Consider the following 23,435-nt stretch of genomic DNA (forward strand, 5'->3'; position numbering starts at 1 on the left):
CCCCGGGGGGCCCCGGCCCCCCCCCCCCCCGCCCCGCTTTCGCATCAGCCATGCGTCGGGCCTACGACCCCCGCCCCCGATCCGCCCGCCGAACGCCCCCACCCGGGCCCGGCGGGCTACTCGACGGGGGCCGGGGCAGGGGCCGAAGCAGCGGCGGGGGCGGGGGCGGCCCACTTCTTCTCGACCCCGGCGAGGCGCCAGTAGGCGATGGCGGCGGCCCAGACGACGACGAACAGGCCGACGATGGCGTAGCCGACGTTGTCCAGGGTGATGTCCGCGATCCAGCCGGTCACCGGGTCGGTGAGGTCCAGCTTCTCGTGCAGCACGCCGACGAGTTCGATGGTCCCGATGATGAACGCCACCGCGATGGACAGTCCGGTGATGGTCAGGTTGTAGTACACCTTGCGCACCGGGTTGGAGAACGCCCACTGGTAGGCGAAGTTCATGAAGGTGCCGTCCAGGGTGTCGAACAGGCTCATCCCGGCCGCGAACAGCAGCGGCAGGCAGACGATCGCGTACCAGGGCAGGCCGGAGGCCGCGCCGGAGCCCGCCATCACCATCAGGGTGACCTCGGTCGCGGTGTCGAAGCCCAGGCCGAGCACCATGCCGACCGGGAACATCTGGCCGGGGCGGGTGATCGAGCGGGTGGCCCGGTTCAGCACCCGGGCCAGCAGGCCGCGCGAGTTGAGGTGGTCCTCCAGCTCGGCCTCGTCGAACCGGCCCTCCCGCATCGAGCGGAAGACCTTGAGGATGCCGAACAGCGCGGCCAGGTTGAGCGCGCCGATCAGGTAGAGGAAGGCCCCGGAGGCCGAGGTGCCGACCATGCCCAACCACTGGTGGGTGGTGGACTCGTCGTCCATCAGGGTGCTGGCCAGCTGCGCGCCGCCCGCCACCAGGGCGGCCATCAGCACCACCATCGAGGAGTGGCCGAGCGCGAACCAGAAGCCGACCGAGACCGGCCGCTTGCCGTCCGCCATCAGCTTCCGGGTGGTGTTGTCGATCACCGCGATGTGGTCGGCGTCGAAGGCGTGCCGCATGCCGAGGGTGTACGCGGTGATGCCCAGGCCCACCCCGAAGACCTGGGTGCCCACCTCGTACTTCTCCGGTGCGACCAGGAAGATCAGCGTTCCGAAGGCCACCACGTGCATGGCCAGGATCACGCCCATCAGGCCGGCGGTCCTTACGGTGTCCTCCCGCCGCCATCGGAAGGTGGGCAGGGCGGTGGGCGCCGCCGGGGCGGCGACGGTTTCGGGCAGGGTCATCCTGGGATCACGCTCCAGCACCTCGTGGAAATACTTCGTGAGATGCCGCGGCCGGTCTCCTGGCTGACGGGGCTCCCGTACCCGCCTTCCCAGGCGCGCGAGGCGCCCAGTGGCGAGATGGGTACGGACACTTCCCCCCGATCACAGTGGCGAGGGCCGCTCCGGACTGGGACCCCTGAGGGTCCGTCACCGGTCTTCCCGAGCACCACGGCGGGCAACACCGTAGGGGGCGGGCGGCAACCCTTGCAAGGCTGCGCACCTGCGCAGGTGTCCAGGATCACAGCGCCCCGCCTGCGAGAATGGCCCGTATGCATCTCGTACCGGCCGACCGCGCGGGCCACCGCACCATCGACGGGCACCGGGTCTGCGAGGCCATCGCGGCGATCGGCGACACCGCCCACGTCCGCTCCTGGGCCGAGCGCTTCTCGCTGCTCGCCGACCCCGGCCGCCTCGCCCTGCTGCTCGCGCTGCACCGCACCGGGCCGCTCGCCGTCACCGACCTGGCGGTCGCCACCGGCATGCGCGACCCCGCCGTCTCCCAGGCCCTGCGGCTGCTCCGGACGGCCGGGGTGGTGACCGGCGAGAAGGAGGGACGTGTCGTGCGCTACCGGCTCGTGGACGCGGACCTGCGCCCCCTGCTGGACGCGTGCGCCGTCGACACCCCCGAGCACCACGAGCATTCCGAGCATTCCGAGCACGACGTGGCGACCGGCTGACCCCGGCCGGTCGCCCGGACGGCGGCCCCGTCAGCGAGCCGGGGTACCGGCCGGCTGGCAGGACGGGCACCAGAACAGATTGCGGGAGGCGTGCTCCTCGGCCCGGACCTCGGTGGCGCAGACCAGGCACGGCATCCCGGCCCGGCGGTAGACGTACACCTCGCCGCCGTGGTCGTCGACCCGCGGCGGACGGCCCATCGCCTCGGGGGTGTGCTCCGGGCGCACCGTGTCGATGCGCCCCGCGCCGACGCCCTCGCGCATCAGCGCGACCAGGTCGGCCCAGATCGCGTCCCACTCGGCCCGGAGCAGCTCCCGCCCCGTCCGGTGCGGATCGATGCCGTGCCGGAACAGCACCTCGGCGCGGTAGACGTTCCCCACCCCGGCCAGCACCTTCTGGTCCATCAGCAGGGCGGCGACCGTCGTCCGGCTGGCCGCCATCCGCCGCCAGGCGGCGTCCGGGTCGGCGTCGGCGCGCAGCGGGTCGGGACCGAGCCTGGCGGCCACCGCGGCCTTCTCGGCGCCGGTGATCAGCGCGCAGGTGTTGGGGCCGCGCAGATCGGCGACGTGCTCGTCGTTCTCCAGCCGCAGCCGGACCAGGCCGACCGGCGCCGGCACCGGGCCGTCGCCGATCGCGCCGAAGGTGAAGCCCCCGTACAGGCCGAGGTGGATGTGCACCCAGGCGTCCTCGCCGAAGCCGAGGAACAGGTGCTTGCCGACGGCCTCCGCCGCCTCCAGCTCCCGTCCGTCGATCAGCTCGGCGCCGTCCGCGAACCGCCCCTGCGGGCTGCTGGCACGGACCGCCCGGCCGCCGAAGGCACGCTGGTTCTCGGCGGCGAGGCGGTGGATGATGTGGCCTTCCGGCACGGGCGCGACTCCCCCGGTCGAACGTTCAGGACCCGTCCATCATCGCAGTCGGCACCGACAGACCCGCCGGGCGCACAGGCCCCTCAGCGGACCGGGATGCCCATCAGCCGGGCCAGGATCACCCGGTCGAGCTCGGCGGCGGTGGCGGCCACGTCGAGGTGGGAGTTGTCGATGATCGGCAGCCCGGAGTTGTACCAGCCGGCCATCCGGCCGTGGATCCGGGCCACCTCCTCGTCGCCGAGCCGGCGGTTCCCGCTGCGCCGGGCGTTGCGGTGGAGCACCGAGTCGAGGCTGGGCAGCAGCACCACCGGGATCATGCCGGGCCCGATGTGCCGCTTCCAGCCGCCGAGACCGATCGCCGGGCGGTCGGGGAAGACCGCGTCGTCGATGATGCAGGAGATGCCGTTGGCGAGGTAGTTGCGGCAGGCGAAGCCGCAGGTCCGGCGGGCCAGCCGGTACTGCGCCTCGGAGGCGTTGTTCCAGCCGGACTGCGGGTTGGCGAAGCCGGACTGCACCCACTCCCGGACGTCGTCGAGGCTGATGTGCGCGGTCGGGGTGGGGCGCCGCTCGGCCCAGTGCCGGGCGACGGTGGTCTTGCCGGCACCGGCCGGACCGATCAGCAGCACCGCGATCGGGCCGGCGGGCGCGTGCTGCTGCGGCGGCCGGGCGGGCAGCTGGACGGGCGCGCCGGAGGGCAGCAGGAAGTGCCCGGTGGAGCCCGCGGGCACCGGGGCGGGCGCGGGGCCGGGCGGAGGGGACGGGAGCACCGGCAGCGGAACGGTCGGCGGCCCCGAGGAGTCGGTCGAGGCGGCCACCGGAGCTACCCCCGGCACGGCCATCGGAACGGCCATCGGAACGACCACCCGCGCGGCCACCGGAAGAACGACCGGCCCGGCCCCCGGAACAGGCACCGTCCCGGCCGCCACCGGATACCCCGGCACCGGCGGGGCGACGGGACGTGGGGGGACGGATCCACCCCCGGCGTACTGCGTCACGGCACCTCCCGACTTCCTTCAGCGGGACACTACACGGCGGTGCGGCGGTGGACACAGCCCACCGCCGCACCGCCACCGGCCACCGGCCGGGCCCGGCCCCGAGGCGCCGTCAGCCCGCGGCGAGCTGCTCGGCGAGCGCCCGCAGGGCCAGCTCGTACGAACCGATCCCGAACCCGGCGATCGTCCCGGAGGCCACCGCGGCGATCACCGAGGTGTGCCGGAAGGTCTCCCGGGCGTACGGGTTGGAGATGTGCACCTCGACCAGCGGCGCGGTTCGCTGCGCGGCGGCGTCCCGCATCGCGTACGAGTAGTGGGTGAACGCGCCCGGGTTGATCACCACCGGCACCCGGCCGTCGGCGGCCTCGTGCAGCCACTCCACCATCTGCTGCTCGGAGTTGGTCTCGTGCACCTCGACCTCGAAGCCGAACTCCTTGCCGAGCGCGGTGCAGCGCTCGACCAGCCCGGCGTAGGAGGTGGCGCCGTAGACGTCGGGCTCGCGGCTGCCCAGCCGGCCCAGGTTGGGGCCGTTGAGCACCATCACCCTGGTCACCCGGACACCTCCGCGTAGGCAGCGACCAGCAGCGACGGGTCGGGGCCCTCCAGCACGGAGGTCTTGGCGAGGCCGTCCAGCACGATGAAGCGGATCAGGTCGCCGCGCGACTTCTTGTCGATCTTCATGGCGTCCAGCAGCTTCGGCCAGGCGTCCGCGCGGTAGGTGAGCGGCAGACCGACCGAGGCGAGCACCGAACGGTGCCGGTCGGCGGTCTCGTCGTCCAGCCGCCCGGCGAGGCGGCCCAGCTCGGCGGCGTACACCATGCCGATCGAGATCGCCGCGCCGTGCCGCCACTTGTACCGCTCGTTGCGCTCGATGGCGTGGCCGAGGGTGTGGCCGTAGTTGAGGATCTCGCGCTGCCCGGACTCCTTGAGGTCCCCGGAGACCACATCGGCCTTGACCTGGATGGCGCGGCGGATCAGCTCGACGGTGTGCGGCCCGGCCGGGGTCCTGGCACCCTCGGGGTCTTCCTCGATCAGGTCGAGGATGACCGGGTCGGCGATGAAGCCGCACTTGATGACCTCGGCGAGCCCGGAGACGTAGTCGTGCTTGGGCACGGTCTCCAGGGTGCCGAGGTCGGCCAGCACGCCCACCGGCGGATGGAAGGCGCCGACCATGTTCTTGCCCTCGGCGATGTTGATGCCGGTCTTGCCGCCGACCGCCGCGTCGACCATGCCGAGCAGCGTGGTGGGCATGGAGATCCAGCGCACCCCGCGCAGCCAGGTGGCGGCGACGAAGCCGGCCAGGTCGGTGGTGGCACCGCCGCCGAGACCGACGACGACGTCGCTGCGGGTGAACCCGGTCTGCCCGAGCACCGACCAGCAGTACGCGGCCACCTCGGCGCTCTTCGCCTCCTCGGCGTTCGGCACCTGCAGCGCGATCGCCTCGTAGCCCTCGCCGGCCAGGTCCTCGCGGACGGCGTCGGCGGTGGCGGACAGCGCCTCCGGGTGGATGATCGCGACCCGCTTGGCGCGGGTCCCGATCAGCGGGGACAGCTCACCGAGCAGCTGGTGCCCGATCAGCACGTCGTACGGGTCGTGGCCGGCGCTTCCGCCGACGTGGATCCTGACGGTGGTGTCAGTCATGGGGGGTCTTCAGCTCCAGTGCTTCCAGTACGGCGTCCGCGACCTGCTCGGGGGTGCGGCCGGCGGTGTCGACGACGGCGGTGGCCACCTCCAGGTAGAGGGGGCGGCGGGCCTCCATCAGCTCGCGCCAGCGGGCCCGCGGGTTGACCGCCAGCAGCGGGCGCGGGGCGTCCAGGCCGACCCGCTTGACCGCGTCGGCGAGCGGGACCTCCAGGAACACCACCGGCAGGTCGCGCAGCAGCTCCCGGGTCGGCCCGGCCATCACCGCGCCGCCGCCGAGCGCCAGCACCCCGGTGTGGGTCCCGGCCGCGGCGCGCACGGCCGCCTCCTCCAGCTCGCGGAAGTGCGGCTCGCCCTCGTCCACGAAGATGTCCGGGATCGGCTTGCCGGCCCGCGCCTCGATATCGGCGTCGGTGTCCCGGAAGCCCACGCCGAGGCGCTCGGCGACGACCTGCCCGACGGTGGACTTGCCGCTGCCGGGCGGGCCGACCAGCACGAGGACCGGAGTGGTCATCGGACGATCAGGTTGTCGAGGTAGCTCCGCACGTTGCGCCGGGTCTCCGACACGTGGTCGCCACCGAACTTCTCGTTCACCGCGTCGGCGAGCACCAGGGCGACCATCGCCTCGGCGACGATGCCGGCCGCCGGCACCGCGCAGACGTCGGAGCGCTGGTGGTGCGCCTTGGCGGGCTCACCGGTGCGCACGTCCACGGTGCGCAGCGCGCGCGGGACGGTCGCGATCGGCTTCATCGCGGCGCGCACCCGCAGCAGCTCGCCGGTGGACAGGCCGCCCTCGGTGCCGCCGGAGCGGCCGGAGACGCGCTTGGCGCCGTCGGGGCCCGGCACGATCTCGTCGTGCGCCTGCGAGCCGGGGACGCGGGCGAGGTCGAAGCCGTCGCCGACCTCGACGCCCTTGATCGCCTGGATGCCCATCAGCGCGGCGGCCAGCCGGGCGTCGAGGCGGCGGTCCCAGTGCACGTGCGAGCCGAGGCCGACCGGGACGCCGTAGGCGAGGACCTCGACGACGCCGCCGAGGGTGTCGCCGTCCTTGTGGGCCTGGTCGATCTCGGCGACCATCGCCTTCGACGCGTCGGCGTCCAGGCAGCGCACCGGGTCGGCGTCCAGCTTCGCCTCGTCGGAGGGCAGCGGCAGCACCCCGGCCGGGGCCTTGGCGGCGGCCAGCTCGACCACGTGGCTGACGATCTCGATGCCGCAGGTCTCCTTGAGGTAGGAGCGGGCGACGGCGCCGAGCGCGACCCGGGCGGCGGTCTCGCGGGCGCTGGCGCGCTCCAGGATCGGGCGGGCCTCGTCGATCGAGTACTTCTGCATGCCGGCCAGGTCCGCGTGGCCGGGGCGCGGGCGGGTCAGCGCCTCGTTGCGGCCGAGACCGGCCAGCACCTCGGGGTCGACCGGGTCGGCCGACATGACCTGCTCCCACTTGGGCCACTCGGTGTTGCCGACCATGACGGCCACCGGGCTGCCCATGGTGAGCCCGTGCCGGACGCCACCGAGGAAGGTCACCTCGTCCTGCTCGAACTTCATCCGTGCGCCGCGACCGTAACCGAGCCGGCGGCGCGCCAGGGCGTCGGCCACCACCGCGGTGGTGACCGGTACACCGGCGGGCAGGCCCTCCAGCGTCGCGACGAGTGCGGGGCCGTGCGACTCCCCCGCCGTCAGCCAGCGCAACGTACCCAACGGAGCTCCTTCATCAGCGGACCGGCGCGGGGCTGCCGCACCCGTCCGGGCGTGCCTTCTCTCCCCGAATCCTTTCATGCCGAACGGCCGACCGGACCTGGAGTCCGATCACCGGACAGCATTCGGCCGACCGGCGGACGGGAATGGCCGGTCACCGCGGGGCCGTCGGCCCACCGGCGGGACGCCGCCACACCCCGGGCACAGTACGGACACGGTGGGCGCACCGCGGACGCACACCGTCCGTGCACCACCCACGGCGCGGGCGGCGGTCAGCCCGTCGCGAGCGCCGCCTCGCCGGCCGCGCGGATCGCCGCCAGCGGACCGGGGGTGCGCCCGGTGAAGAGCTCGCTCTGCAGTACCGCCTGGTGCACCAGCAGGTCGAGGCCGCCCAGCACGGTCGCCCCGCGGTCCGCGCAGGCGGCGGCCAGCGCGGTCGGCCACGGGTGGTACAGCACGTCGAACAGCGCGCCCGGCCCGGCGGTCAGCCCCGCAGCGAAGGCGTCGGTCGCCCCGGCCGGGGTGGTGGCCACGGTGAGCGGATGGGCCAGCGCCTCGGCGCCGCGCTCCCAGTCGGCGGTGCGCACCGCCACGCCGAGCCGTTCGCCCAGCGCGGCCATCTCCCGGGCCCGCTCGGGGGTACGGACGTAGACGGTCACCTCGCGGGCGCCGAGCCGGGCCAGCGCGGCCAGCGCCGAGGAGGCGGTGGCCCCGGCGCCGAGCACGGCCGCCGCCGGCACCTCGGTGATGCCGCGCTCACGCAGCGCGTTGACCAGGCCGGGCACGTCCGTGTTGTGGCCCTCGCGCCGGCCGTCGGCGGTGAAGACCAGGGTGTTCACCGCGTCGACCGTCCGGGCGGTGTCGCTCACCTCGTCGAGCAGCGGGATCACCGCCCGCTTCAGCGGCATGGTCAGCGAGCAGCCGGTCCACTCGGCCTCGTCCAGCCCGGCGACGAAGCCGGGCAGGCCGGCCTCGTCGACCTCGAACCGGTCGTAGCGCCAGCCGTCCAGACCGAGCGCCGCGAAGGCGGCCCGGTGCAGGGCGGGCGAGAGCGAGTGGGCGATCGGCGAGCCGAGGACGGCCGCCCGGTGCTTGCTGGTCACGCTGCTCACTTCCTCCGCCGCCTCCCGGCGGTCGTCACTTGGTGGTGCAGTGGACCGAGGCCGCGTCGAACTTCTGCCCCGCCGCCAGGCAGTAGGACTCGACGTTCTTGGCGTGCTCCGCGTCCGTGTCCGCGAACAGGGTCTGGGTCGGCGACATCGCGATGAAGTACAGCCACTTGCCGTCCGCCGGGTTCAGCGTCGCCTTCAGCGCGGCGTCGCCCGGGTTGGAGATCGGGGTCGGCGGCAGGCCGGCGTTGTAGTAGGTGTTGTACTTGTTGGACGCGTCGTTGATGTCCCGCTTGTCCAGCGTCTTGCGGCCCAGCGCGTACTGCAGCGTGGTGTCCATGCCGAGCTTGCCGTTGACCTTGCCCTTGTCGGCCAGCCGGTTCTGGATGGTCCGGGCCATCTTGGCGAAGTCCTCGGGGTTGTTGCCCTCGGCCTGCAGGATGCTGGCCTCGATGACCACGTCGTAGCCGGTCTTCAGCCCGATCTTCGACGCCTCGGCGTCCAGGCCCGCGTAGCGGTCGACGGCGTTCTTGACCATCTGCTTGAGCAGTTCCTCGGGCTTCATGCCCTCGGTGATCGAGTAACGGGTCGGCCAGAGGAAGCCCTCGATGTTGCCGTTGGCGTACGGCGGGAGGCCGAGGGTGCCCACCTGCTCCTTGGCGACGGCCGCGGTGGTGCCCTTGGCCAGCTTCAGCTTGTCGTCGATCTTGACGTAGGTGGCCGCGGCGGTCAGGCCCTCCTGGACGATCAGCTTCTCACCGCCGTTGGCGTCCACCAGGAACTGCACGGCGCCGTCGGCGGACATCTCCGTCGGCATGCTGTAGGTGCCGGGCTGGATGGTGGTGCACTTGACGTTCTTCTCGCAGGCCTTGCTGAAGGCGTCGACGCTCTTGACCACGCCGGCCTGCTTCAGCGCCAGACCCATCTGGCTGCCGGCCGCGCCCTGCTTGATCTCGACCTTGACCGAACCGCTGCCCGGGCCGGGGAAGTCCGGCGGCGGGCCGAAGTGGTCCTTGTAGAAGCCGTAGCCCCACCAGCCGGCGCCGCCCATGATCCCGAGCAGCACCAGGGCGACCACCAGGCAGGCGCCGCCGTTGCGCCGGCCCGACTTCTTGCCGTTCTCCTTGCGCTTCTTCTTGGCCTCGCGGGACTGGTCCTGCTCGCCGAGGAAGCCGTTCCCGTCCTCGTCGGAGCCGTCGCCGCGGTACTCGTCCTCGGCGTACTCGCCCTCGTGGCCGTCCCACTCGCCCTCGGCGTGCCCGGCCTCCTCGCCGGCGCCGACCGGGTCGGCCCCGGCCTCCAGCGCGGCGGCCTCCGCCTCCCAGTCGATGCCGTCCGGCCCGGGCCCTGCCTGCCGCGCGGCGGCCGGCTGCTTCTGCTCCGCCGGAACGCCCCGGCCGGGGACGCCCGGCGCACCCTGCTGCGGCCCGCCCTGCGGGGGCAACTGCTGCTGGGGCATCTGCTGCTGGGGCGTGCCCTGCTGCGGCATCTGCTGCTGCGGGTAGCCCTGCTGGCCGCCGCCGTACTGCTGCTGCTGACCCTGGCCGCCCTGCTGCTGCGGATAGCCCTGCTGACCGCCCATGCCCTGCTGCTGGGGGTATCCCTGCTGGCCCATCCCCTGCTGCGGGTAGCCCTGCTGACCCATGCTCTGCTGCTGCTGCGGATAGCCCTGCTGCTGGGGATACCCCTGCTGGCCGCCGCCGTACTGCTGCTGACCCTGAACGCCCTGCTGCGGATAGCCCTGCTGGCCCGTCCCCTGCTGGGGGTAGCCCTGCTGGCCGCCGCCGTACTGCTGCTGCTGACCCTGAACGCCCTGCTGCTGGGGATAGTCCTGCTGCCCCATGCCCTGGCCGCCGTCGCCGTACTGCTGCTGCTGCTGGGGATGCTGCTGCCACTGCCCGTCCTGCTGGCCGGGGACCGGCTGCTGACCGCCGTACCCGGGGTCGCCCGGATGCCACGGCTCGGAGCCCTGGGGGCCGTAGCCCCGACCCAGATCGGTCATTGATCCCCTTATACCGACGGAGACGACCGGAGGATCGGCCCGGTCGCCCGGGACGGCGTCCCGGCTGCTTGTCGAACCGGCGTGCTAGCGCAACACCTGGACGGAGACGCTACCGTACCGCAGTCGACCGTCCGGCCGGGGCCGCAGCCGCTGCGCTCAGTGACCGCCCGTCCCCGAGGGCGCCCCCGCCCCGGCGGAGGCCGAGGCGGGCGCCGACCCGGAGGACGACCCCGAGGACGACCCCGAGGACGCCCCGGACGCCGGGGCCGAACCGGAGGCCGTGGCGGACGGACTCGCGGCCCGGGTCGCGTTGAACTCGGCGACGTTCTTCTGCTGCACGTCGAAACTGTCGGTGAACCGGGTGTCCCCGGGCTTCACGGTCACGAAGTACAGCCAGTCCCCCGGCGCCGGGTCCACCGCCGCCATGATCGCCTGCCGCCCCGGGTTGGAGATCGGGGTCGGCGGCAGCCCGGCGTGCTTGTAGGTGTTGTAGGGGGAGTCGAGCCGGGTGTCCGTGACGCTGGTGTTGAGCGTGGAGCGTCCGAGCGCGTAGTTGATGGTGGAGTCCAGCTGGAGCGGCATGTTCTTGGCCAGCCGGTTGTAGATCACCCGCGCGACCTTGGCCATGTCCTCGGAGTTGTCGGCCTCGCCCTGCACCATGCTGGCGATGGTCACCAGCCCGTACAGGCTCTGCCCGAGATTGGTCGCGACCACCTCCGCGTCGTCCCGGGCGAACTCCTTGCCGGCCCGCTCGACCATCTGCTTCAGCAGCTCGGCGGCGGTGGTGTCCTCGGTGACGCTGTAGGTCGCGGGGAACAGATAGCCCTCGGGGGTGCCGTTGGCGTTCTCCGGCAGGCCCAGCTCGGCCGCCTGGTCCTTGGCCGTCTGCTCGGTGGTGCCCGCGGCCAGCTGCAGCTTCTTGTCGATCGCCGCGTAGATCTGGCTCCCGCGCCAGCCCTCGGGGATGGTCAGACCGTTGGCGTTGGCCGGGTCGACCAGCACGGCCAGCGCCGCGGCCGCCGACATCCGCTGCCGCAGGGTGTACGTGCCCGGCTGGATCCGCCCGGCCGCCGCCGCACTGCCCTTCGCCGCCCGGGTGAAGGCCAGCGAACTGGCCACCACACCGTTGCGCACCAGGGCGGAGGCGATCTGGCTGAGGCCGGCCCCCTCCGGCACCGAGACCTGCACCGACCCGGAGCCGCCGCCCGCGAAGTCGGCGGCGGCCGGCGGCTTGCGCTGCCCCTGGAGCCAGCTGAAGCCCGCCAGCCCGATCCCGCCGAACACGACCACCAGCGACAGCGCGGTCAGCAGACAGGCCAGCCCGTTGCGCCGCCGGTGCGGGTCCGGCGGTTCGGGGCGCGGGGCGGGCGGGCCCGGCGGACGGCCCGCCGGTTCCATCACCGGCGCACCGAGGTGCCCGGGGCTCAGGCCGGGTGTGAGGTCCAGGTCGGTCACGGCGCGCCCCCTCGGCGGTCCGCACGGCGTGCGGCACGACGGCAATGGCAGAGGGGCCCGTGCGGACGCGTCCGCACGGGCCCCTCACCGGGACGTTAGAGCAGGCCGGTCAGCCCGCCGCCTCGACGCTCTCACCGGGCGGGCGTCCGCTCACCCGTTCGGACTCAAGGGCGGTCTGCAGGATCACCACCGCGGCGGCCTGGTCGACCACCGAGCGGCCCTTCTTGGCCTTGACCCCCGAGGCGCGCAGCCCGTGGGTCGCGGTGACGGTCGACATCCGCTCGTCGACCAGCCGGACCGGGACCGGCCAGAGCCGGTTGGCCAGCCGGACCGCGTAGCCGCGGACCTTCTCCGCCGCCGGTCCCTCCTTGCCGCTGAGCGAGCGCGGCAGACCGACGATCACCTCGATCGCGCCGTACTCCTCGACGATCGCGGCGATCCTGGCCTGCGACTTCACCCCGGCCGGAACGGTCTCCACCGGGGTGGCGAGCACCCCGTCGGGGTCGCAGGACGCGACCCCGATCCGGGCGTCCCCGACGTCGACGGCGATCCGCCGCCCGCGCCGGAAGGGCTTCTCCTCGATCTCCATCAGAACGCGGACCCCATCAGGAGGCGCGCTCCGCGACCAGGCCGCGCACGGCGACGACGGCCTTGTCGATCGCGGTCGCGTCGGTGCCGCCGCCCTGGGCGACGTCGTCCTTGCCGCCACCGCCGCCGCCGAGGGTCTTGGCCGCGGTGCGGACCAGCTCGCCGGCCTTGATACCGCGGCCGCGGGCGTCCTCGTTGGTGGCGATCACGGTCAGCGGGCGGTCGTTCGCCACGGTGAAGGCGGCGACCACGGCCGGGCGCGAGCCGAGCCGGCCGCGCACGTCCAGGACCAGCTTCCGCAGCTCGTCCGCGCCGACGCCGTCGGCGACCCGGGCGGCCACCAGCGAGATGCCGTGCACGTCCTCGGCCGAGTCGGCGAGACCCGCGGCGGCCGCGAGCACCTTCTCGGCGCGGAAGCGCTCGATCTCCTTCTCGGCGTCCTTGAGCTTGGCGAGCATGCCGGAGATCTTCTCCGGCAGCTCCTCCGGACGGCCCTTGACCAGCTCGGTCAGCTGGGCGACCACGGTGTGCTCACGGGCCAGGAAGCGGTAGGCGTCGGCGCCGACCAGCGCCTCCACCCGGCGCACCCCGGAGCCGATCGAGGACTCGCCGAGCAGCTTCACCAGACCCAGCTGGGCGGTGTTGCCGACGTGGGTACCGCCGCACAGCTCCTTGGAGAAGTCGCCGATGGTGACGACGCGGACCTCGTCGCCGTACTTCTCGCCGAACATCGCGATGGCGCCGGCCTTGCGGGCCTGGTCCATCGTCATGACCTCGGCGGTGACCTCCAGCTCGCGGGTCAGCACGTCGTTGATCTTCTGTTCGACGTCGGTCAGCACGCTGCCGGGCACGGCGGCGGGCGAGCCGAAGTCGAAGCGGAAGCGGCCCGGGGCGTTCTCCGAACCGGCCTGGGCGGCCGTCGGGCCGAGCGCGTCGCGCAGCGCCTGGTGGGTCAGGTGGGTGGCCGAGTGGGCACGGGCGATCGCCCGGCGGCGGTCCACGTCGATGGTGGCGTAGGCCGAGGCGCCGAGCACGACCTCGCCGAACAGCACGCCGCCGGAGTGCACGACCACACCCGGCACCGGCTGCTGCACGTCGCGGATCTCGACGACCGCGCCGGAGTCCAGCCGGATCCGGCCGTGGTCGGCGAGCTGGCCGCCGCCCTCGGCGTAGAACGGGGTGCGGTCGAGGATGAGCTCGACCTCGTCGCCCTCGGAGGCGGCCGGCGCCGGGACGCCGTCCACCAGCAGGCCGACCACGGTGGCCTCGCCCTCGGTGAGGGTGTAGCCGGTGAAGACGCTGGCGCCGGACTTGTCGGCGACCTCGCGGTACGCGGCGACGTCGGCGTGGCCCATCTTCTTCGCCTTGGCGTCCGCCTTGGCGCGGTCCCGCTGCTCCTGCATCAGGCGGCGGAAGCCGGCCTCGTCGACCTGGAGGCCCTGCTCCTCGGCCATCTCCAGGGTCAGGTCGATCGGGAAGCCGTAGGTGTCGTGCAGCTTGAACGCCTGGTCGCCGGAGAGCACCGCGCCGCCGGACTGCTTGGTCTCGGTGACCGCGGCGTCGAGCAGGCTGGTGCCGGCCTTCAGGGTCTGCAGGAAGGCCGACTCCTCGCCGACGACGACCGTCTCGATGCGCTTGCGGTCGGCCTCCAGCTCCGGGTACTGCGGGGCCATCGCCTTGATCGCGACATCGGTGAGGTCCTTGGCGACCACACCGGTGGCGCCCAGCAGGCGCATGTTGCGGATCGCCCGGCGCAGGATGCGGCGCAGCACGTAGCCGCGGCCCTCGTTGCCGGGGGTGACGCCGTCGCCGATCAGCATCAGCGCGGTGCGGATGTGGTCGGTGACCACGCGCAGCGAGACGTCCGACCGGTGGTCGGCGCCGTAGGTGTGGCCGGTCAGCTCGGCGGCCCGGTCCAGGATCATCCGGCTGGTGTCGATCTCGAAGAGGTTGTCGACGCCCTGCAGGATGGCGGCCAGACGCTCCAGGCCGAGGCCGGTGTCGATGTTCTTGCTCGGCAGGTCGCCGAGGATCTCGAACCCGTCCTTGCCGTCGCCGTGGCCGCGCTCGTACTGCATGAAGACCAGGTTCCAGATCTCCAGGTAGCGCTCGCCGTTGACGGCCGGGCCGCCCTCCTCGCCGTAGGCGGGGCCGCGGTCGTAGTTGATCTCCGAGCACGGGCCGCACGGGCCGGGGACGCCCATCGACCAGAAGTTGTCCTTCATGCCCAGGCGCTGGATCCGCTCCGACGGGACGCCGATGACGTCACGCCAGATCTGCTCGGCCTCGTCGTCGTCCTTGTAGACGGTGATCCAGAGCTTCTCCTTCTCCAGGCCGTAGCCACCGTCCGCGACGGGAGTGGTGAGCAGCTCCCAGGCGAACTTGATGGCTCCTTCCTTGAAGTAGTCACCGAAGGAGAAGTTGCCGCACATCTGGAAGAAGGAGCCGTGCCGGGTGGTCTTCCCGACCTCCTCGATGTCCAGGGTGCGCACACACTTCTGGACGCTGGTGGCGCGCGAGAACTGCGGCTTGACCTCGCCCAGGAAGTACGGCTTGAACGGCACCATGCCGGCGTTGACCAGCAGCAGGGTGGGGTCGTCGGCGACCAGGGACGCCGACGGAACGACGGTGTGGCCGCGCTCCTCGAAGAAGCGCAGCCAGCGGCGGCGGATCTCTGCCGACTCCATTAGTGGTCCTTCCGGTTCGTACCGCCCCGCGGCGGAATCGCGCGCCGGGGCGTTTTCTCGATGGCTTGGGGGGTGGGCGGAGGCAGGGCGGCGGCCGGGCTACCGGGCGCCGCCGAGATAGCTCGGTACTGGGGCTCCCCGCGCAGGACTCCGCTGCGGCGCGGCTCGACGACTGCGGTGCCGTCCAGCCCGAGGTCCTCGCGCAGCTGCTCCTCGCGCTCGGTCATGCCGGTCCGGACGTCCTGGGCGAACTGCTTGGCCAGGTCGCCCAGGTGCAGCGCACCGCGCGCGGCGGTGCCGGACAGGCTGTCCGGGGTGAGCCGGTGCACGGCCTCGTTGGCCTTGTTCATGGCCCAGACGGTGGCACCGGCGCCGACCGCCATCCAGAAGATGCGTCGCACCATGCCGTCAGCTCCTCACCGCGCGCCGGACCCGGGACAGCAGCCCGGTCCTCGGCGCGGTCGCGGCGCGGACCTCGGCCCGGATCAGCCGGGCCAGTTCCTCGCGCTCGGACGGCTGGGTGGGCAGCGTCGCGGTGCCCTGCTGCTTGGCGACGGCCTTGCGCACGCCGTAGCTGAACGCCGCGACCTTGACCAGCGGACCGCCGAGGGTCGCCGCGACGGTGGAGGAGAGCGCGTTGGCGTTGGCCGCCGCGTCCTGCACGTTGGCGGTGATCTCGTCCACCCGCTCCAACTGCTCGTTGGCGCTGCGCACGGCGGCGCCGGCGTCGGCCAGCAGCGGCACGGCCTGCTCGGTGACGGCGGAGACGAGGACGGTGGCCTCCTTGAGCACCCGCGACAGCCGGACCAGCACGACGGCGAGCAGGGTGACCAGGACCGCCCAGAACACGGCGACGAGCAGACCGGCCAGCTCTCCCACGGACACCTTTGCGCGCTCCCTCGCCTTGCTGTTTCCCAGGGGAACCCTATCGCGACCGCACCGGGTTTCCGGACCGGGTTTCCCCCGCGGGGCGCGCGGCGAACCGACCGGGTGTGCGATCCGCGCGCGTAACCTACCCGCCGGTCACCTCGTTCTGCCAGGCAGGTCGCCACCCACGCGGCCCAGCCGGACGCCCGGGCCGACCTGGCCCGGGCCTCGAAACGGGGAGCAGGGGTTGGATCGGGATTCCACACCACGGCCGGACCGGCCGGTGCCGGGGCGGCTCCCGGCGGAGGTCACCAGCTTCGTCGGCCGGCAGCACGAGCTGACCGAGCTGGCCCTGCTGCTGGCGGAACGGCGGCTGGTGACGGTCACCGGCCCGGGCGGGGTCGGCAAGAGCCGGCTGGCCCTGCGGGCCGCCGCACGGGCGGCCGGGGCGTTCCCGGACGGCACCTGGCTGGTCGAGGCGGCCCCGGTGCAGGACGGCCGGCTGCTCGGGCACGCCGTGCTGGAGGCGCTGCGGCTGACCGACGGGACGGCGCGGGCGCCGCTGGAGGTGCTGACCGAGCGGCTCGCCGGTCGCCGGCTGCTGCTGGTGCTGGACGGCTGCGAGCACCTGGTGCCGGCCTGCGCCGAGCTGGCCCTGGCACTGCTGCGGGCGCTGCCGGGGCTGCGGGTGCTGGCGACCAGCCGGGTGGCGCTGCGGACGGCCGGGGAGCACCTGCTGAACCTGGCCCCGCTGCCGGTCGGCACCGTCGGCGCGATCCTCCCGGGGGCCCCGCCGGACGCGGTGCTGCTGTTCGCGGACCGGGCCCGGGCGGTGCTGCCGTCGTTCGCGGTCACCGCCGCGAACGCGGAGGGGATCGCCCAGCTGTGCCGGCGGCTGGACGGCATCCCGCTGGCGGTGGAGCTGGCCGCGGGGCGGCTGCGGGCGCTGTCGGTGGAGCAGATCGTCGCGCGGCTGGACGACCGGTTCCGGCTGCTGACCGGCGGTGATCCGGCCGCCCTGCCGCGCCACCAGACCCTGCGCACGACGATCGGCTGGAGCCACGAGCTCTGCACGGAGCAGGAACGTTTACTCTGGGCGCGCCTCTCGGTCTTCGCGGGCGGCTTCGACCTGGACGCCGCCGAGTACGTCTGCGGCGGTGACGGTGTCGATCCGGACGAGCTGCTGGACCTGCTCACCGAGCTGGTCGCCAAGTCCGTGGTGCTGCGCGAGGACAGCCCCTTCGGCGTCCGGTTCCGGCTGCTGGACACCGTCCGCGAGTACGGACTGCGCTGGCTGCGCGCGGCCGGCGCGGAGCACCGGCTGCTGTGCCGGCACCGCGACTGGTACCTGGGCGTGGCCACCTGGGGCGAGGTCGAGTGGTTCGGCCCCCGGCAGGCGGAGACCGCCGAGCGGACCGAGCTGGCGCACACCAATCTGCGGGCCGCCCTGGAGTTCTGCCTGGCCGAGCCGGGCGAGGAGCAGATCGCCCTGCTGATGGCCGGCACGCTCTGGTTCTACTGGGTCGGCTGCAGCCACCTCGGCGAGGGCCGGCACTGGCTCGACCGGGCCCTCGCCCTCGCCCCCGAGCCCACCGAGGCCCGGGCCAAGGCGCTCTGGGTGACCGGCTACATGGCCACCCTCCAGGGCGACCTGGTCTCCGCCCGGCCCGCGCTGGAGGAGTGCCGCCGCCAGGCGCTGGCCACCGGCGACGACCGCGCGCTCGCCTACGCGGTGCACCGGCAGGGCTGCGCGGCGCTGATCGGCGACGAGCCGGCCCGGGCGGCCGAGCTGTTCGAGGAGGCGCTCTGGCACTACCGCACCATCGGCGAGCTCAACAGCAACGTCCTGATGGCGATGTTCGAGCTGGGCATCGCCTACCTGTTCCAGGGCGACCAGGACAGCGGCGAGCTGTGGCTCGGCCAGATCCGCGAGCTGTGCGAGGAGCACGGCGAGCAGTGGGCGTACGCGTACGGGCTGTACGCGCTGGCGTACTCGCACTGGCTGAACGGCGAGATCCGCCCGGCCCGGACGCTGGCCCGGGAGAGCGTCCGGCTCAACCACCTCTTCAACGACCTGCTGGGCATCGTGCTGGCGATCGACCTGCTGGCGCTGCTGGAGACCGAACCGGCCGGCCCCGGCGAGCCGGGGGACCTGCGCGAGGCCCGGGTGCTGCAGGGCGCGGCGCACCGGATCTGGCAGGCGGTCGGCAAGCCGTTCTTCGGCTCCCGCACCTTCAACGGCCCGCACCGGGCCTGCGAGGAGCGCGCCGGCGCCGGGCTGACCGAGCAGGAGTACACCGACTTCTTCACCACCGGCACCCGGCTCGACCTGGACGCCGCCGTGCACCGCGCGCTGGGCGGCGGCGAGCACCCGGAGGACCCGGGCGCGCGGCCGGGACCGGGGCCGCTGCCGCCGGCCCCGCAGCCCTCGCCGGTGGGCCGGTGAGGCCGGAGGGCGCTCGGCGGCGCCCCGGGAATAGTTGAAACTTGTCCCTTGCTGGAGGGGGCGGAACAACCGGCCCGTACGGAAGGAGCACCCCCGTGGCCACCAACCTCGCCGACGACTACCGCATGGCGAACTTCTACTTCGACTCCAAGGCGTACACGGACGCCGCCCGGATGCTGGAGGGGGTGCTCGCCGAGGAGCCGGCCAACCTGTCGGTCCGGCTGCTGCTGGCCCGCAGCTACTTCCACTCCGCCCAGCTGCGCCGGGCCGAGGCGGAACTGCGCCGGGTGCTGGACGCCGACCCGGCCGAGGACTACGCCCGGCTGATGCTCGGCCGCACCCTGGAGCGCCAGGGCCGCCACGAGGAGGCCCGGCCGCACCTGCGGCTGGTCGCCGCGATGACCGGCGAGCAGCTCTGACGAACCCGGTACAGGCAGAACCTCCCCCGCACAGGGGCGAGCCCCCGCCGCCACAAGGGCGACGGGGGCTCGCTGGGTACCGCAGGTGATACCGCTCGCGGGTCAGCGCGAGTAGTACTCGACGACGAGCTGCTCGTCGCAGATCACCGGGACCTCCTTGCGCTGCGGCGCGCGGTCCAGGCGGAAGGCCAGGGCCTTCAGGTTGACCTCGAGGTACTTCGGGGTCTGGCCCTCGCCCGCGTTGCCACCCTCACGGGCGACCTGGAACGGGACCTTCTCCTTGCTGCGCTCGCGGATGGTCACCACGAAGCCCGGCTTCATCTGGAACGACGGCTTGTTGACCTTGCCGCCGTTGACCTCGACGTGGCCGTGGACGACCATCTGACGGGCCTGGTAGATGGTGCGGGCGATGCCCGAACGCAGCACCAGCGAGTCGAGGCGGGTCTCCAGCTCGGCGACGAGCGCCTCACCGGTCTTGCCCTCGGCCTTCTTCGCGCGGTCGAACGCACGGGCCATCTGCTTCTCGCTCAGGTCGTACTGAGCGCGCAGACGCTGCTTCTCGACCAGACGGACCTTGTAGTCCGAGTTCTGCTTGCGGCCACGGCCGTGCTGGCCGGGCGGGTACGGGCGGGCCTCGAAGTACTTGACGGACTTCGGGGTCAGCGGCACGCCGAGCGCACGCGCGATCTTGACCTTGGGACGCTTCTGGTTCGCCATGAACCAAACCTTCCTTACTGACGACTACGGCTTCACCAGGTGTTGACGGAGGTCGCATGTCGCGGCCCGGAGAAAACCCCACTGCCCTGGGGCAGTGCGATCAGCCGCTCTCCGGAGCCGGGCACGAATGTGCTGGTCACACGGGCGGACCGGGAACCGGTCGCCCGCGACACCGAGACGGTGCGCGACGCTCCTGGTGCGGACCTCCCGGAGGAGGTCTACGGCCACTGCCCCGCTGGTGCGGCCGGTCGGTCGGGTCTCCCCCACCGCCGTCCCGGGACATGGCACTCCGCCCGAGTATACCGGCAGATCACCGGCCCCCTCACCCGGCCTCCCGCTCCCCCTCCGCCACACTCCCCGGGGCCGCTTCCGACCCCGGCTTCGGGTCCGCCTTGGGTTCCGCCTTCGCTTCTGCCTTCGGGTCCGGCTTCGGTTCCGGCTTCGGTTCCGGCTTGGACACCGCCTTGGCGGGCCCGGCCGGCTCGCCCCACAGCCGCCCCCTGGTCCACTCCACGACGTCCGCGTAGCGCGCCTCCCCGCCGCGCCGGGTCGGCCGGTAGTACGCCCGCCCGTGCACCGCGTCCGGCGCGTACTGCTGGCTCGCGATGCCCTCCGGCAGGTCGTGCGGGTACTGGTAGCCCTTGCCGTGCCCCAGCTTGCCCGCGCCCCCGTAGTGCGCGTCCCGCAGATGCGGCGGCACCGGCCCGGCCAGGCCCTGCCGGACGTCCGCGAGCGCCGCGTCGATCGCCAGGTAGGCGGCGTTGGACTTGGGCGCCAGGGCGAGCGCGATGGCTGCCTGGGAGAGGATGATCCGCGCCTCCGGGAAGCCGATCAGCGCCACCGCCTGGGCCGCCGCCACCGCCGTCGGCAGCGCCGTCGGATCGGCCAGGCCGATGTCCTCGCTCGCCGAGATCATCAGCCGGCGGGCGATGAAGCGCGGGTCCTCCCCTGCCTCGATCATCCGGGCCAGGTAGTGCAGCGTGGCGTCCACGTCACTGCCCCGGATCGACTTGATCAGCGCGCTGGCCACGTCGTAGTGCTGGTCGCCGTCCCGGTCGTAGCGGACGGCCGCCTGGTTGACGGCGGTCTCGGTGCTGGCGAGGGTGATCTCCGCCTCCCCCTGCTCCAGCGCCGCCCCGGCCGCCGCCTCCAGCGTGGTGAGCGCCTTGCGGGCGTCGCCGCCGGCCAGCCGGACCAGGTGGTCCTCGGCCTCCGCGGTCAGCTCCACCGCACCCCCGAGACCGCGCTCGTCCACGACCGCGCGGCGCAGCAGCGCCCGGACGTCCTCGTCGGTCAGCGACTCCAGGGTGAGCAGCAGCGAGCGGGAGAGCAGCGGGGAGATCACCGAGAAGTACGGGTTCTCGGTGGTCGCGGCGATCAGGGTCACCCAGCGGTTCTCCACCGCCGGGAGCAGGGAGTCCTGCTGGGCCTTGGAGAAGCGGTGGATCTCGTCGAGGAAGAGCACCGTCTCCCGGCCGGACATGCCGACCGCGCGCCGGGCGCCGTCGATGACCGCGCGGACCTCCTTGACCCCGGCGGTGATCGCGGACAGCTCGACGAAGCGGCCCTCGACGGCCTGGCTGATGACGTGCGCGAGCGTGGTCTTCCCGGTGCCGGGCGGGCCCCAGAGGATCACCGAGCTGGTCGCCGCCGGGCCGCGCGACCCCGACACCAGCCGGCGCAGCGGGGAGCCGTCCTTGAGCAGTTTCCGCTGACCGGCCACCTCGTCGAGGGTGCGCGGGCGCATCCGCACGGCGAGCGGCGCCCGGCCGGGCTCCTTGGCCTGGCGTTCCTCGGCGGCAGCGGTGAAGAGGTCCGGTTCGTCCACACCGGAAGCCTATGCGAGCCCTCCGACAGCCCGCCCCGGATCCGGGGCGGGCCCGGCCGCCGCAGCCCCTATCCGTCGAGCCGGGCCGCGTGGTCCGGCACGTACTTCTGGAGGTCCCGCGGCGGCCGCCGGTAGCCCTGGGAGGCCGGGCGCTCCGGCAGCTCGATCGGCCGCGGGCCCACCTCGCGGTACGGGACGGTGGAGAGCAGGTGGGCGATCATGTTGATCCGGGCCCGCCGCTTGTCGTCGCTCTCCACCACGTGCCAGGGCGACTCCGGGGTGTCGGTGTGCAGGAACATCTCGTCCTTGGCCCGCGAGTAGTCCTCCCAGCGGGTGATCGACTCGACGTCCATCGGCGAGAGCTTCCAGCGCTTCATCGGGTCCGCCAGCCGCTCCCGGAAGCGCCGCTCCTGCTCGGTGTCGCTGACCGAGAACCAGTACTTGCGCAGCAGCAGGCCGGACTCGGAGAGCATCCGCTCGAAGATCGGGGCCTGGTGCAGGAACTGCCAGTACTCCTCCTCGCCGCAGAAGCCCATCACCCGCTCCACCCCGGCGCGGTTGTACCAGCTGCGGTCGAACAGCACGATCTCCCCGGCGGCCGGCAGGTGCTCGACGTACCGCTGGAAGTACCACTGGGTGCGCTGGCGCTCGGTCGGCGCGGGCAGTGCGGCGACCCGGGCGATGCGCGGGTTCAGATACTCCGTCACCCGCTTGATCGCGCCGCCCTTGCCGGCCGCGTCGCGCCCCTCGAAGACCACCACCAGCCGGGCGCCCTCCGCGCGCACCCACTCCTGGAGCTTCACCAGCTCGTGCTGGAGCCGGAGCAGTTCGCGCTCGTACGGCTTCCTCGCCAGCCGTCCGGCCGGGGCGCTCCCTCCGTCGGGGCCGCTCCGCCCCTCGGGCTCGCTCTGCTCGCGCTGGGCCTTGGCTGCCACCTGGCTGCCTCCGTTCGGCGGGGTGCTGATGATCCCTCACCGTACGTCCTGGGGCGGATTCCCGCAGGTCCCGCCCGGGCGGCGGCAGCTCGGCGGGGTGTTCCGGCCCGGCACCGGCGGCCCCCTGAACCGTCGCTGCCGGGCTCCCCCGTCGACCGGCCCGAAGACCGAACGACCAACCATGACCCAGACCTGCCGAACGGGTCCAATTGCCGGTTCCATAACCTGTGGGCATGGATGTCGACACCCGTCTGCTGCGCGGCTTCGCCGCGGTCTGCGAGGAGGGGCAGCTGACCGCGGCGGCGGCCCGGCTGCTGGTCTCCCAGCCGGCGCTGACCAAGCAGATCCGGCAGCTGGAGACCCTGCTCGGGGTCGAGCTGTTCGAACGCTCGCGGCACGGCATGACCCCGACCCGGGCCGGCCTGACCCTGGCCGCGCACACCGGGGCGCTGATGGCCGGCTGGGAGGAGGCGCTGCGCGCCACCCGGGCGGCCTCGGCGGAGCACGGCTCGACGCTCCGGGTGGGCTTCGAGGGCGGCATCATCAATCTGATGACCCAGCGCACGGTCGCGGACTTCGCCCGGCGGATGCCGGGCTGGCAGGTGGAGCTGCGGCAGAACAACTGGTTCGACCCGACCTCCGGCCTGGCCACCGGCGAGATCGATCTGACCCTCTGGCACGCGCCGCCCTCGCTGGCCCGGCACTACAGCGTGGCCGTGCTGGGCGAGGAGCCGCGCTGCGCGGCGCTGCCGGCCGGGCACCGGCTGGCCGGCCGTGCGGTGATCGACTTCGAGGAGCTGCTCGACGAGCCCTTCGTGGCGATCCCGCACGAGTCCGGGCACTGGCGGGACTACTGGCTGGCGGTCCGGGAGCGGGGCGGGCGACCGGTGCGGATCGGCGCGGTGGCGCACAACACCGACGAGTGGCTGGCCGCCGTGGTGTGCGGCCAGGGCGTCGGCTTCGCCCCGGAGACAATGAGTCGGCTGGCACCGCGCGAGGATGTCGCGTACCGGCCGGTGCGGGGGTTGAGCCCGAGCCAGGTCGGGCTGTACTGGCCGAAGGACCGGACGCCGACACCTGCCATGGCCGCGTTCGTGCGCAGCTGCCGGGCCACGGTAGGTCTCGGGAACCGGATCGACGAGCGGGGGGCCCAGGACCCGCCGCAGGGCCTGTCGGAGGACACGCCCCGAACGCCCTGAACCACCCTGGGCGTCC

21 protein-coding genes and 1 riboswitch are annotated in these 23,435 nt (G+C 73.3%); of the genes, 4 read left to right on the plus strand and 17 right to left on the minus strand.

Annotated features, from left to right (window positions below):
* Positions 1 to 116 precede the first annotated feature (116 nt).
* On the minus strand, positions 117 to 1,262 hold the full coding sequence (nicT, locus tag ADK60_RS30385; protein WP_053650232.1) for a Nickel transporter NicT: 1,146 nt from the start codon (positions 1,260 to 1,262) through the stop codon (positions 117 to 119).
* A gap of 32 nt (positions 1,263 to 1,294) precedes the next feature.
* A riboswitch (cobalamin riboswitch) is annotated at positions 1,295 to 1,487 on the minus strand.
* Positions 1,488 to 1,570: 83 nt separating this feature from the next.
* Here nicT and ADK60_RS30390 point away from each other — a divergent pair.
* The gene (locus ADK60_RS30390; RefSeq protein ID WP_079008807.1) at positions 1,571 to 1,978 is read left to right on the plus strand and encodes an ArsR/SmtB family transcription factor; all 408 of its coding nucleotides are present in this window, start codon (positions 1,571 to 1,573) and stop codon (positions 1,976 to 1,978) included.
* A gap of 30 nt (positions 1,979 to 2,008) precedes the next feature.
* On the opposite strand, the gene ADK60_RS30395 is transcribed toward ADK60_RS30390, so the two are convergent.
* The 13 genes from ADK60_RS30395 to ADK60_RS30460 all read right to left on the minus strand — a co-directional run bounded on the left by ADK60_RS30395 (position 2,009) and on the right by ADK60_RS30460 (position 15,893).
* Complete coding sequence (locus ADK60_RS30395) at positions 2,009 to 2,842, minus strand: Fpg/Nei family DNA glycosylase (protein WP_045938331.1); 834 nt, start codon at positions 2,840 to 2,842, stop codon at positions 2,009 to 2,011.
* 83 nt (positions 2,843 to 2,925) lie between these two features.
* Entirely contained in the window at positions 2,926 to 3,693 is a 768-nt protein-coding gene (locus ADK60_RS30400; RefSeq protein WP_107094754.1) for an AAA family ATPase, read from the minus strand.
* A 253-nt stretch (positions 3,694 to 3,946) separates the two neighbouring features.
* Positions 3,947 to 4,375 (minus strand): type II 3-dehydroquinate dehydratase, encoded by a 429-nt coding sequence (gene aroQ, locus ADK60_RS30405; RefSeq protein ID WP_030396059.1) that lies wholly within the window; start codon positions 4,373 to 4,375, stop codon positions 3,947 to 3,949.
* A gap of 8 nt (positions 4,376 to 4,383) precedes the next feature.
* Positions 4,384 to 5,475 (minus strand): 3-dehydroquinate synthase, encoded by a 1,092-nt coding sequence (gene aroB, locus ADK60_RS30410; RefSeq protein ID WP_053650234.1) that lies wholly within the window; start codon positions 5,473 to 5,475, stop codon positions 4,384 to 4,386.
* Entirely contained in the window at positions 5,468 to 5,989 is a 522-nt protein-coding gene (locus ADK60_RS30415; protein WP_053650236.1) for a shikimate kinase, read from the minus strand. The genes aroB and ADK60_RS30415 overlap by 8 nt, the downstream gene beginning before the upstream one ends.
* Entirely contained in the window at positions 5,986 to 7,170 is a 1,185-nt protein-coding gene (gene aroC, locus ADK60_RS30420; RefSeq protein WP_079008809.1) for a chorismate synthase, read from the minus strand. The genes ADK60_RS30415 and aroC overlap by 4 nt, the downstream gene beginning before the upstream one ends.
* A 269-nt stretch (positions 7,171 to 7,439) precedes the next feature.
* Complete coding sequence (locus ADK60_RS30425; RefSeq protein ID WP_053650240.1) at positions 7,440 to 8,270, minus strand: shikimate dehydrogenase; 831 nt, start codon at positions 8,268 to 8,270, stop codon at positions 7,440 to 7,442.
* Positions 8,271 to 8,304: 34 nt separating this feature from the next.
* Positions 8,305 to 10,278 (minus strand): endolytic transglycosylase MltG, encoded by a 1,974-nt coding sequence (mltG, locus tag ADK60_RS45220; RefSeq protein WP_159400658.1) that lies wholly within the window; start codon positions 10,276 to 10,278, stop codon positions 8,305 to 8,307.
* Positions 10,279 to 10,434: 156 nt separating this feature from the next.
* Positions 10,435 to 11,733 (minus strand): endolytic transglycosylase MltG, encoded by a 1,299-nt coding sequence (mltG, locus tag ADK60_RS41240; RefSeq protein ID WP_063783300.1) that lies wholly within the window; start codon positions 11,731 to 11,733, stop codon positions 10,435 to 10,437.
* Positions 11,734 to 11,842: 109 nt separating this feature from the next.
* A complete protein-coding gene (gene ruvX, locus ADK60_RS30445; RefSeq protein WP_045938321.1) occupies positions 11,843 to 12,322 on the minus strand; it encodes a Holliday junction resolvase RuvX in 480 nt (159 codons plus the stop codon).
* Positions 12,323 to 12,338: 16 nt separating this feature from the next.
* The gene (gene alaS / locus ADK60_RS30450; RefSeq protein ID WP_053650246.1) at positions 12,339 to 15,008 is read right to left on the minus strand and encodes an alanine--tRNA ligase; all 2,670 of its coding nucleotides are present in this window, start codon (positions 15,006 to 15,008) and stop codon (positions 12,339 to 12,341) included.
* Positions 15,008 to 15,412, minus strand: coding sequence for a DUF6167 family protein (locus ADK60_RS30455; RefSeq protein ID WP_063772405.1), 405 nt, complete (start codon positions 15,410 to 15,412; stop codon positions 15,008 to 15,010). The genes alaS and ADK60_RS30455 overlap by 1 nt, the downstream gene beginning before the upstream one ends.
* Before the next feature lie 4 nt (positions 15,413 to 15,416).
* Positions 15,417 to 15,893: a DUF948 domain-containing protein gene (locus tag ADK60_RS30460; RefSeq protein WP_045938314.1), complete on the minus strand. Its 477-nt coding sequence runs from the start codon at positions 15,891 to 15,893 to the stop codon at positions 15,417 to 15,419.
* A gap of 265 nt (positions 15,894 to 16,158) precedes the next feature.
* Here ADK60_RS30460 and ADK60_RS45225 point away from each other — a divergent pair, with 265 nt between their 5' ends.
* Both ADK60_RS45225 and ADK60_RS30470 read left to right on the plus strand, forming a co-directional pair.
* Positions 16,159 to 18,321 carry an ATP-binding protein gene (locus ADK60_RS45225; protein WP_234371343.1) on the plus strand — a complete coding sequence of 721 codons (2,163 nt, stop codon included), beginning with the start codon at positions 16,159 to 16,161 and terminating at the stop codon, positions 18,319 to 18,321.
* Positions 18,322 to 18,446: 125 nt separating this feature from the next.
* A complete protein-coding gene (locus tag ADK60_RS30470) occupies positions 18,447 to 18,740 on the plus strand; it encodes a tetratricopeptide repeat protein (protein ID WP_053650266.1) in 294 nt (97 codons plus the stop codon).
* A gap of 102 nt (positions 18,741 to 18,842) precedes the next feature.
* On the opposite strand, the gene rpsD is transcribed toward ADK60_RS30470, so the two are convergent.
* The 3 genes from rpsD to ppk2 all read right to left on the minus strand — a co-directional run bounded on the left by rpsD (position 18,843) and on the right by ppk2 (position 22,139).
* Positions 18,843 to 19,457: a 30S ribosomal protein S4 gene (rpsD, locus tag ADK60_RS30475; protein WP_030396046.1), complete on the minus strand. Its 615-nt coding sequence runs from the start codon at positions 19,455 to 19,457 to the stop codon at positions 18,843 to 18,845.
* A gap of 322 nt (positions 19,458 to 19,779) precedes the next feature.
* Positions 19,780 to 21,285, minus strand: coding sequence for a replication-associated recombination protein A (locus ADK60_RS30480; RefSeq protein WP_234371345.1), 1,506 nt, complete (start codon positions 21,283 to 21,285; stop codon positions 19,780 to 19,782).
* A gap of 68 nt (positions 21,286 to 21,353) precedes the next feature.
* Positions 21,354 to 22,139 (minus strand): polyphosphate kinase 2, encoded by a 786-nt coding sequence (ppk2, locus tag ADK60_RS30485; RefSeq protein ID WP_045938317.1) that lies wholly within the window; start codon positions 22,137 to 22,139, stop codon positions 21,354 to 21,356.
* A 314-nt stretch (positions 22,140 to 22,453) separates the two neighbouring features.
* Between ppk2 and ADK60_RS30490 the strand changes: the two genes are divergently transcribed.
* Positions 22,454 to 23,419, plus strand: coding sequence for a LysR family transcriptional regulator (locus ADK60_RS30490; RefSeq protein WP_063783301.1), 966 nt, complete (start codon positions 22,454 to 22,456; stop codon positions 23,417 to 23,419).
* Positions 23,420 to 23,435: the final 16 nt, after the last annotated feature.

The organism is Streptomyces sp. XY431, from assembly GCF_001279805.1.
GTDB classification, from domain to species: Bacteria; Actinomycetota; Actinomycetes; order Streptomycetales; family Streptomycetaceae; genus Kitasatospora; species Kitasatospora purpeofusca.

Coding starts and splice junctions, on each gene's coding strand:
- nicT (WP_053650232.1), bottom strand. CDS start 1,262: ATGACCCTGCCCGAAACCGTCGCCGCCCCGGCGGCGCCCACCGCCCTG.
- ADK60_RS30390 (WP_079008807.1), top strand. CDS start 1,571: ATGCATCTCGTACCGGCCGACCGCGCGGGCCACCGCACCATCGACGGG.
- ADK60_RS30400 (WP_107094754.1), bottom strand. CDS start 3,693: ATGGCCGTTCCGATGGCCGTGCCGGGGGTAGCTCCGGTGGCCGCCTCG.
- aroQ (WP_030396059.1), bottom strand. CDS start 4,375: ATGGTGCTCAACGGCCCCAACCTGGGCCGGCTGGGCAGCCGCGAGCCC.
- aroB (WP_053650234.1), bottom strand. CDS start 5,475: ATGACTGACACCACCGTCAGGATCCACGTCGGCGGAAGCGCCGGCCAC.
- ADK60_RS30415 (WP_053650236.1), bottom strand. CDS start 5,989: ATGACCACTCCGGTCCTCGTGCTGGTCGGCCCGCCCGGCAGCGGCAAG.
- mltG (WP_159400658.1), bottom strand. CDS start 10,278: ATGACCGATCTGGGTCGGGGCTACGGCCCCCAGGGCTCCGAGCCGTGG.
- ruvX (WP_045938321.1), bottom strand. CDS start 12,322: ATGGAGATCGAGGAGAAGCCCTTCCGGCGCGGGCGGCGGATCGCCGTC.
- alaS (WP_053650246.1), bottom strand. CDS start 15,008: ATGGAGTCGGCAGAGATCCGCCGCCGCTGGCTGCGCTTCTTCGAGGAG.
- ADK60_RS30455 (WP_063772405.1), bottom strand. CDS start 15,412: ATGGTGCGACGCATCTTCTGGATGGCGGTCGGCGCCGGTGCCACCGTC.
- ADK60_RS30470 (WP_053650266.1), top strand. CDS start 18,447: ATGGCGAACTTCTACTTCGACTCCAAGGCGTACACGGACGCCGCCCGG.
- rpsD (WP_030396046.1), bottom strand. CDS start 19,457: ATGGCGAACCAGAAGCGTCCCAAGGTCAAGATCGCGCGTGCGCTCGGC.
- ADK60_RS30490 (WP_063783301.1), top strand. CDS start 22,454: ATGGATGTCGACACCCGTCTGCTGCGCGGCTTCGCCGCGGTCTGCGAG.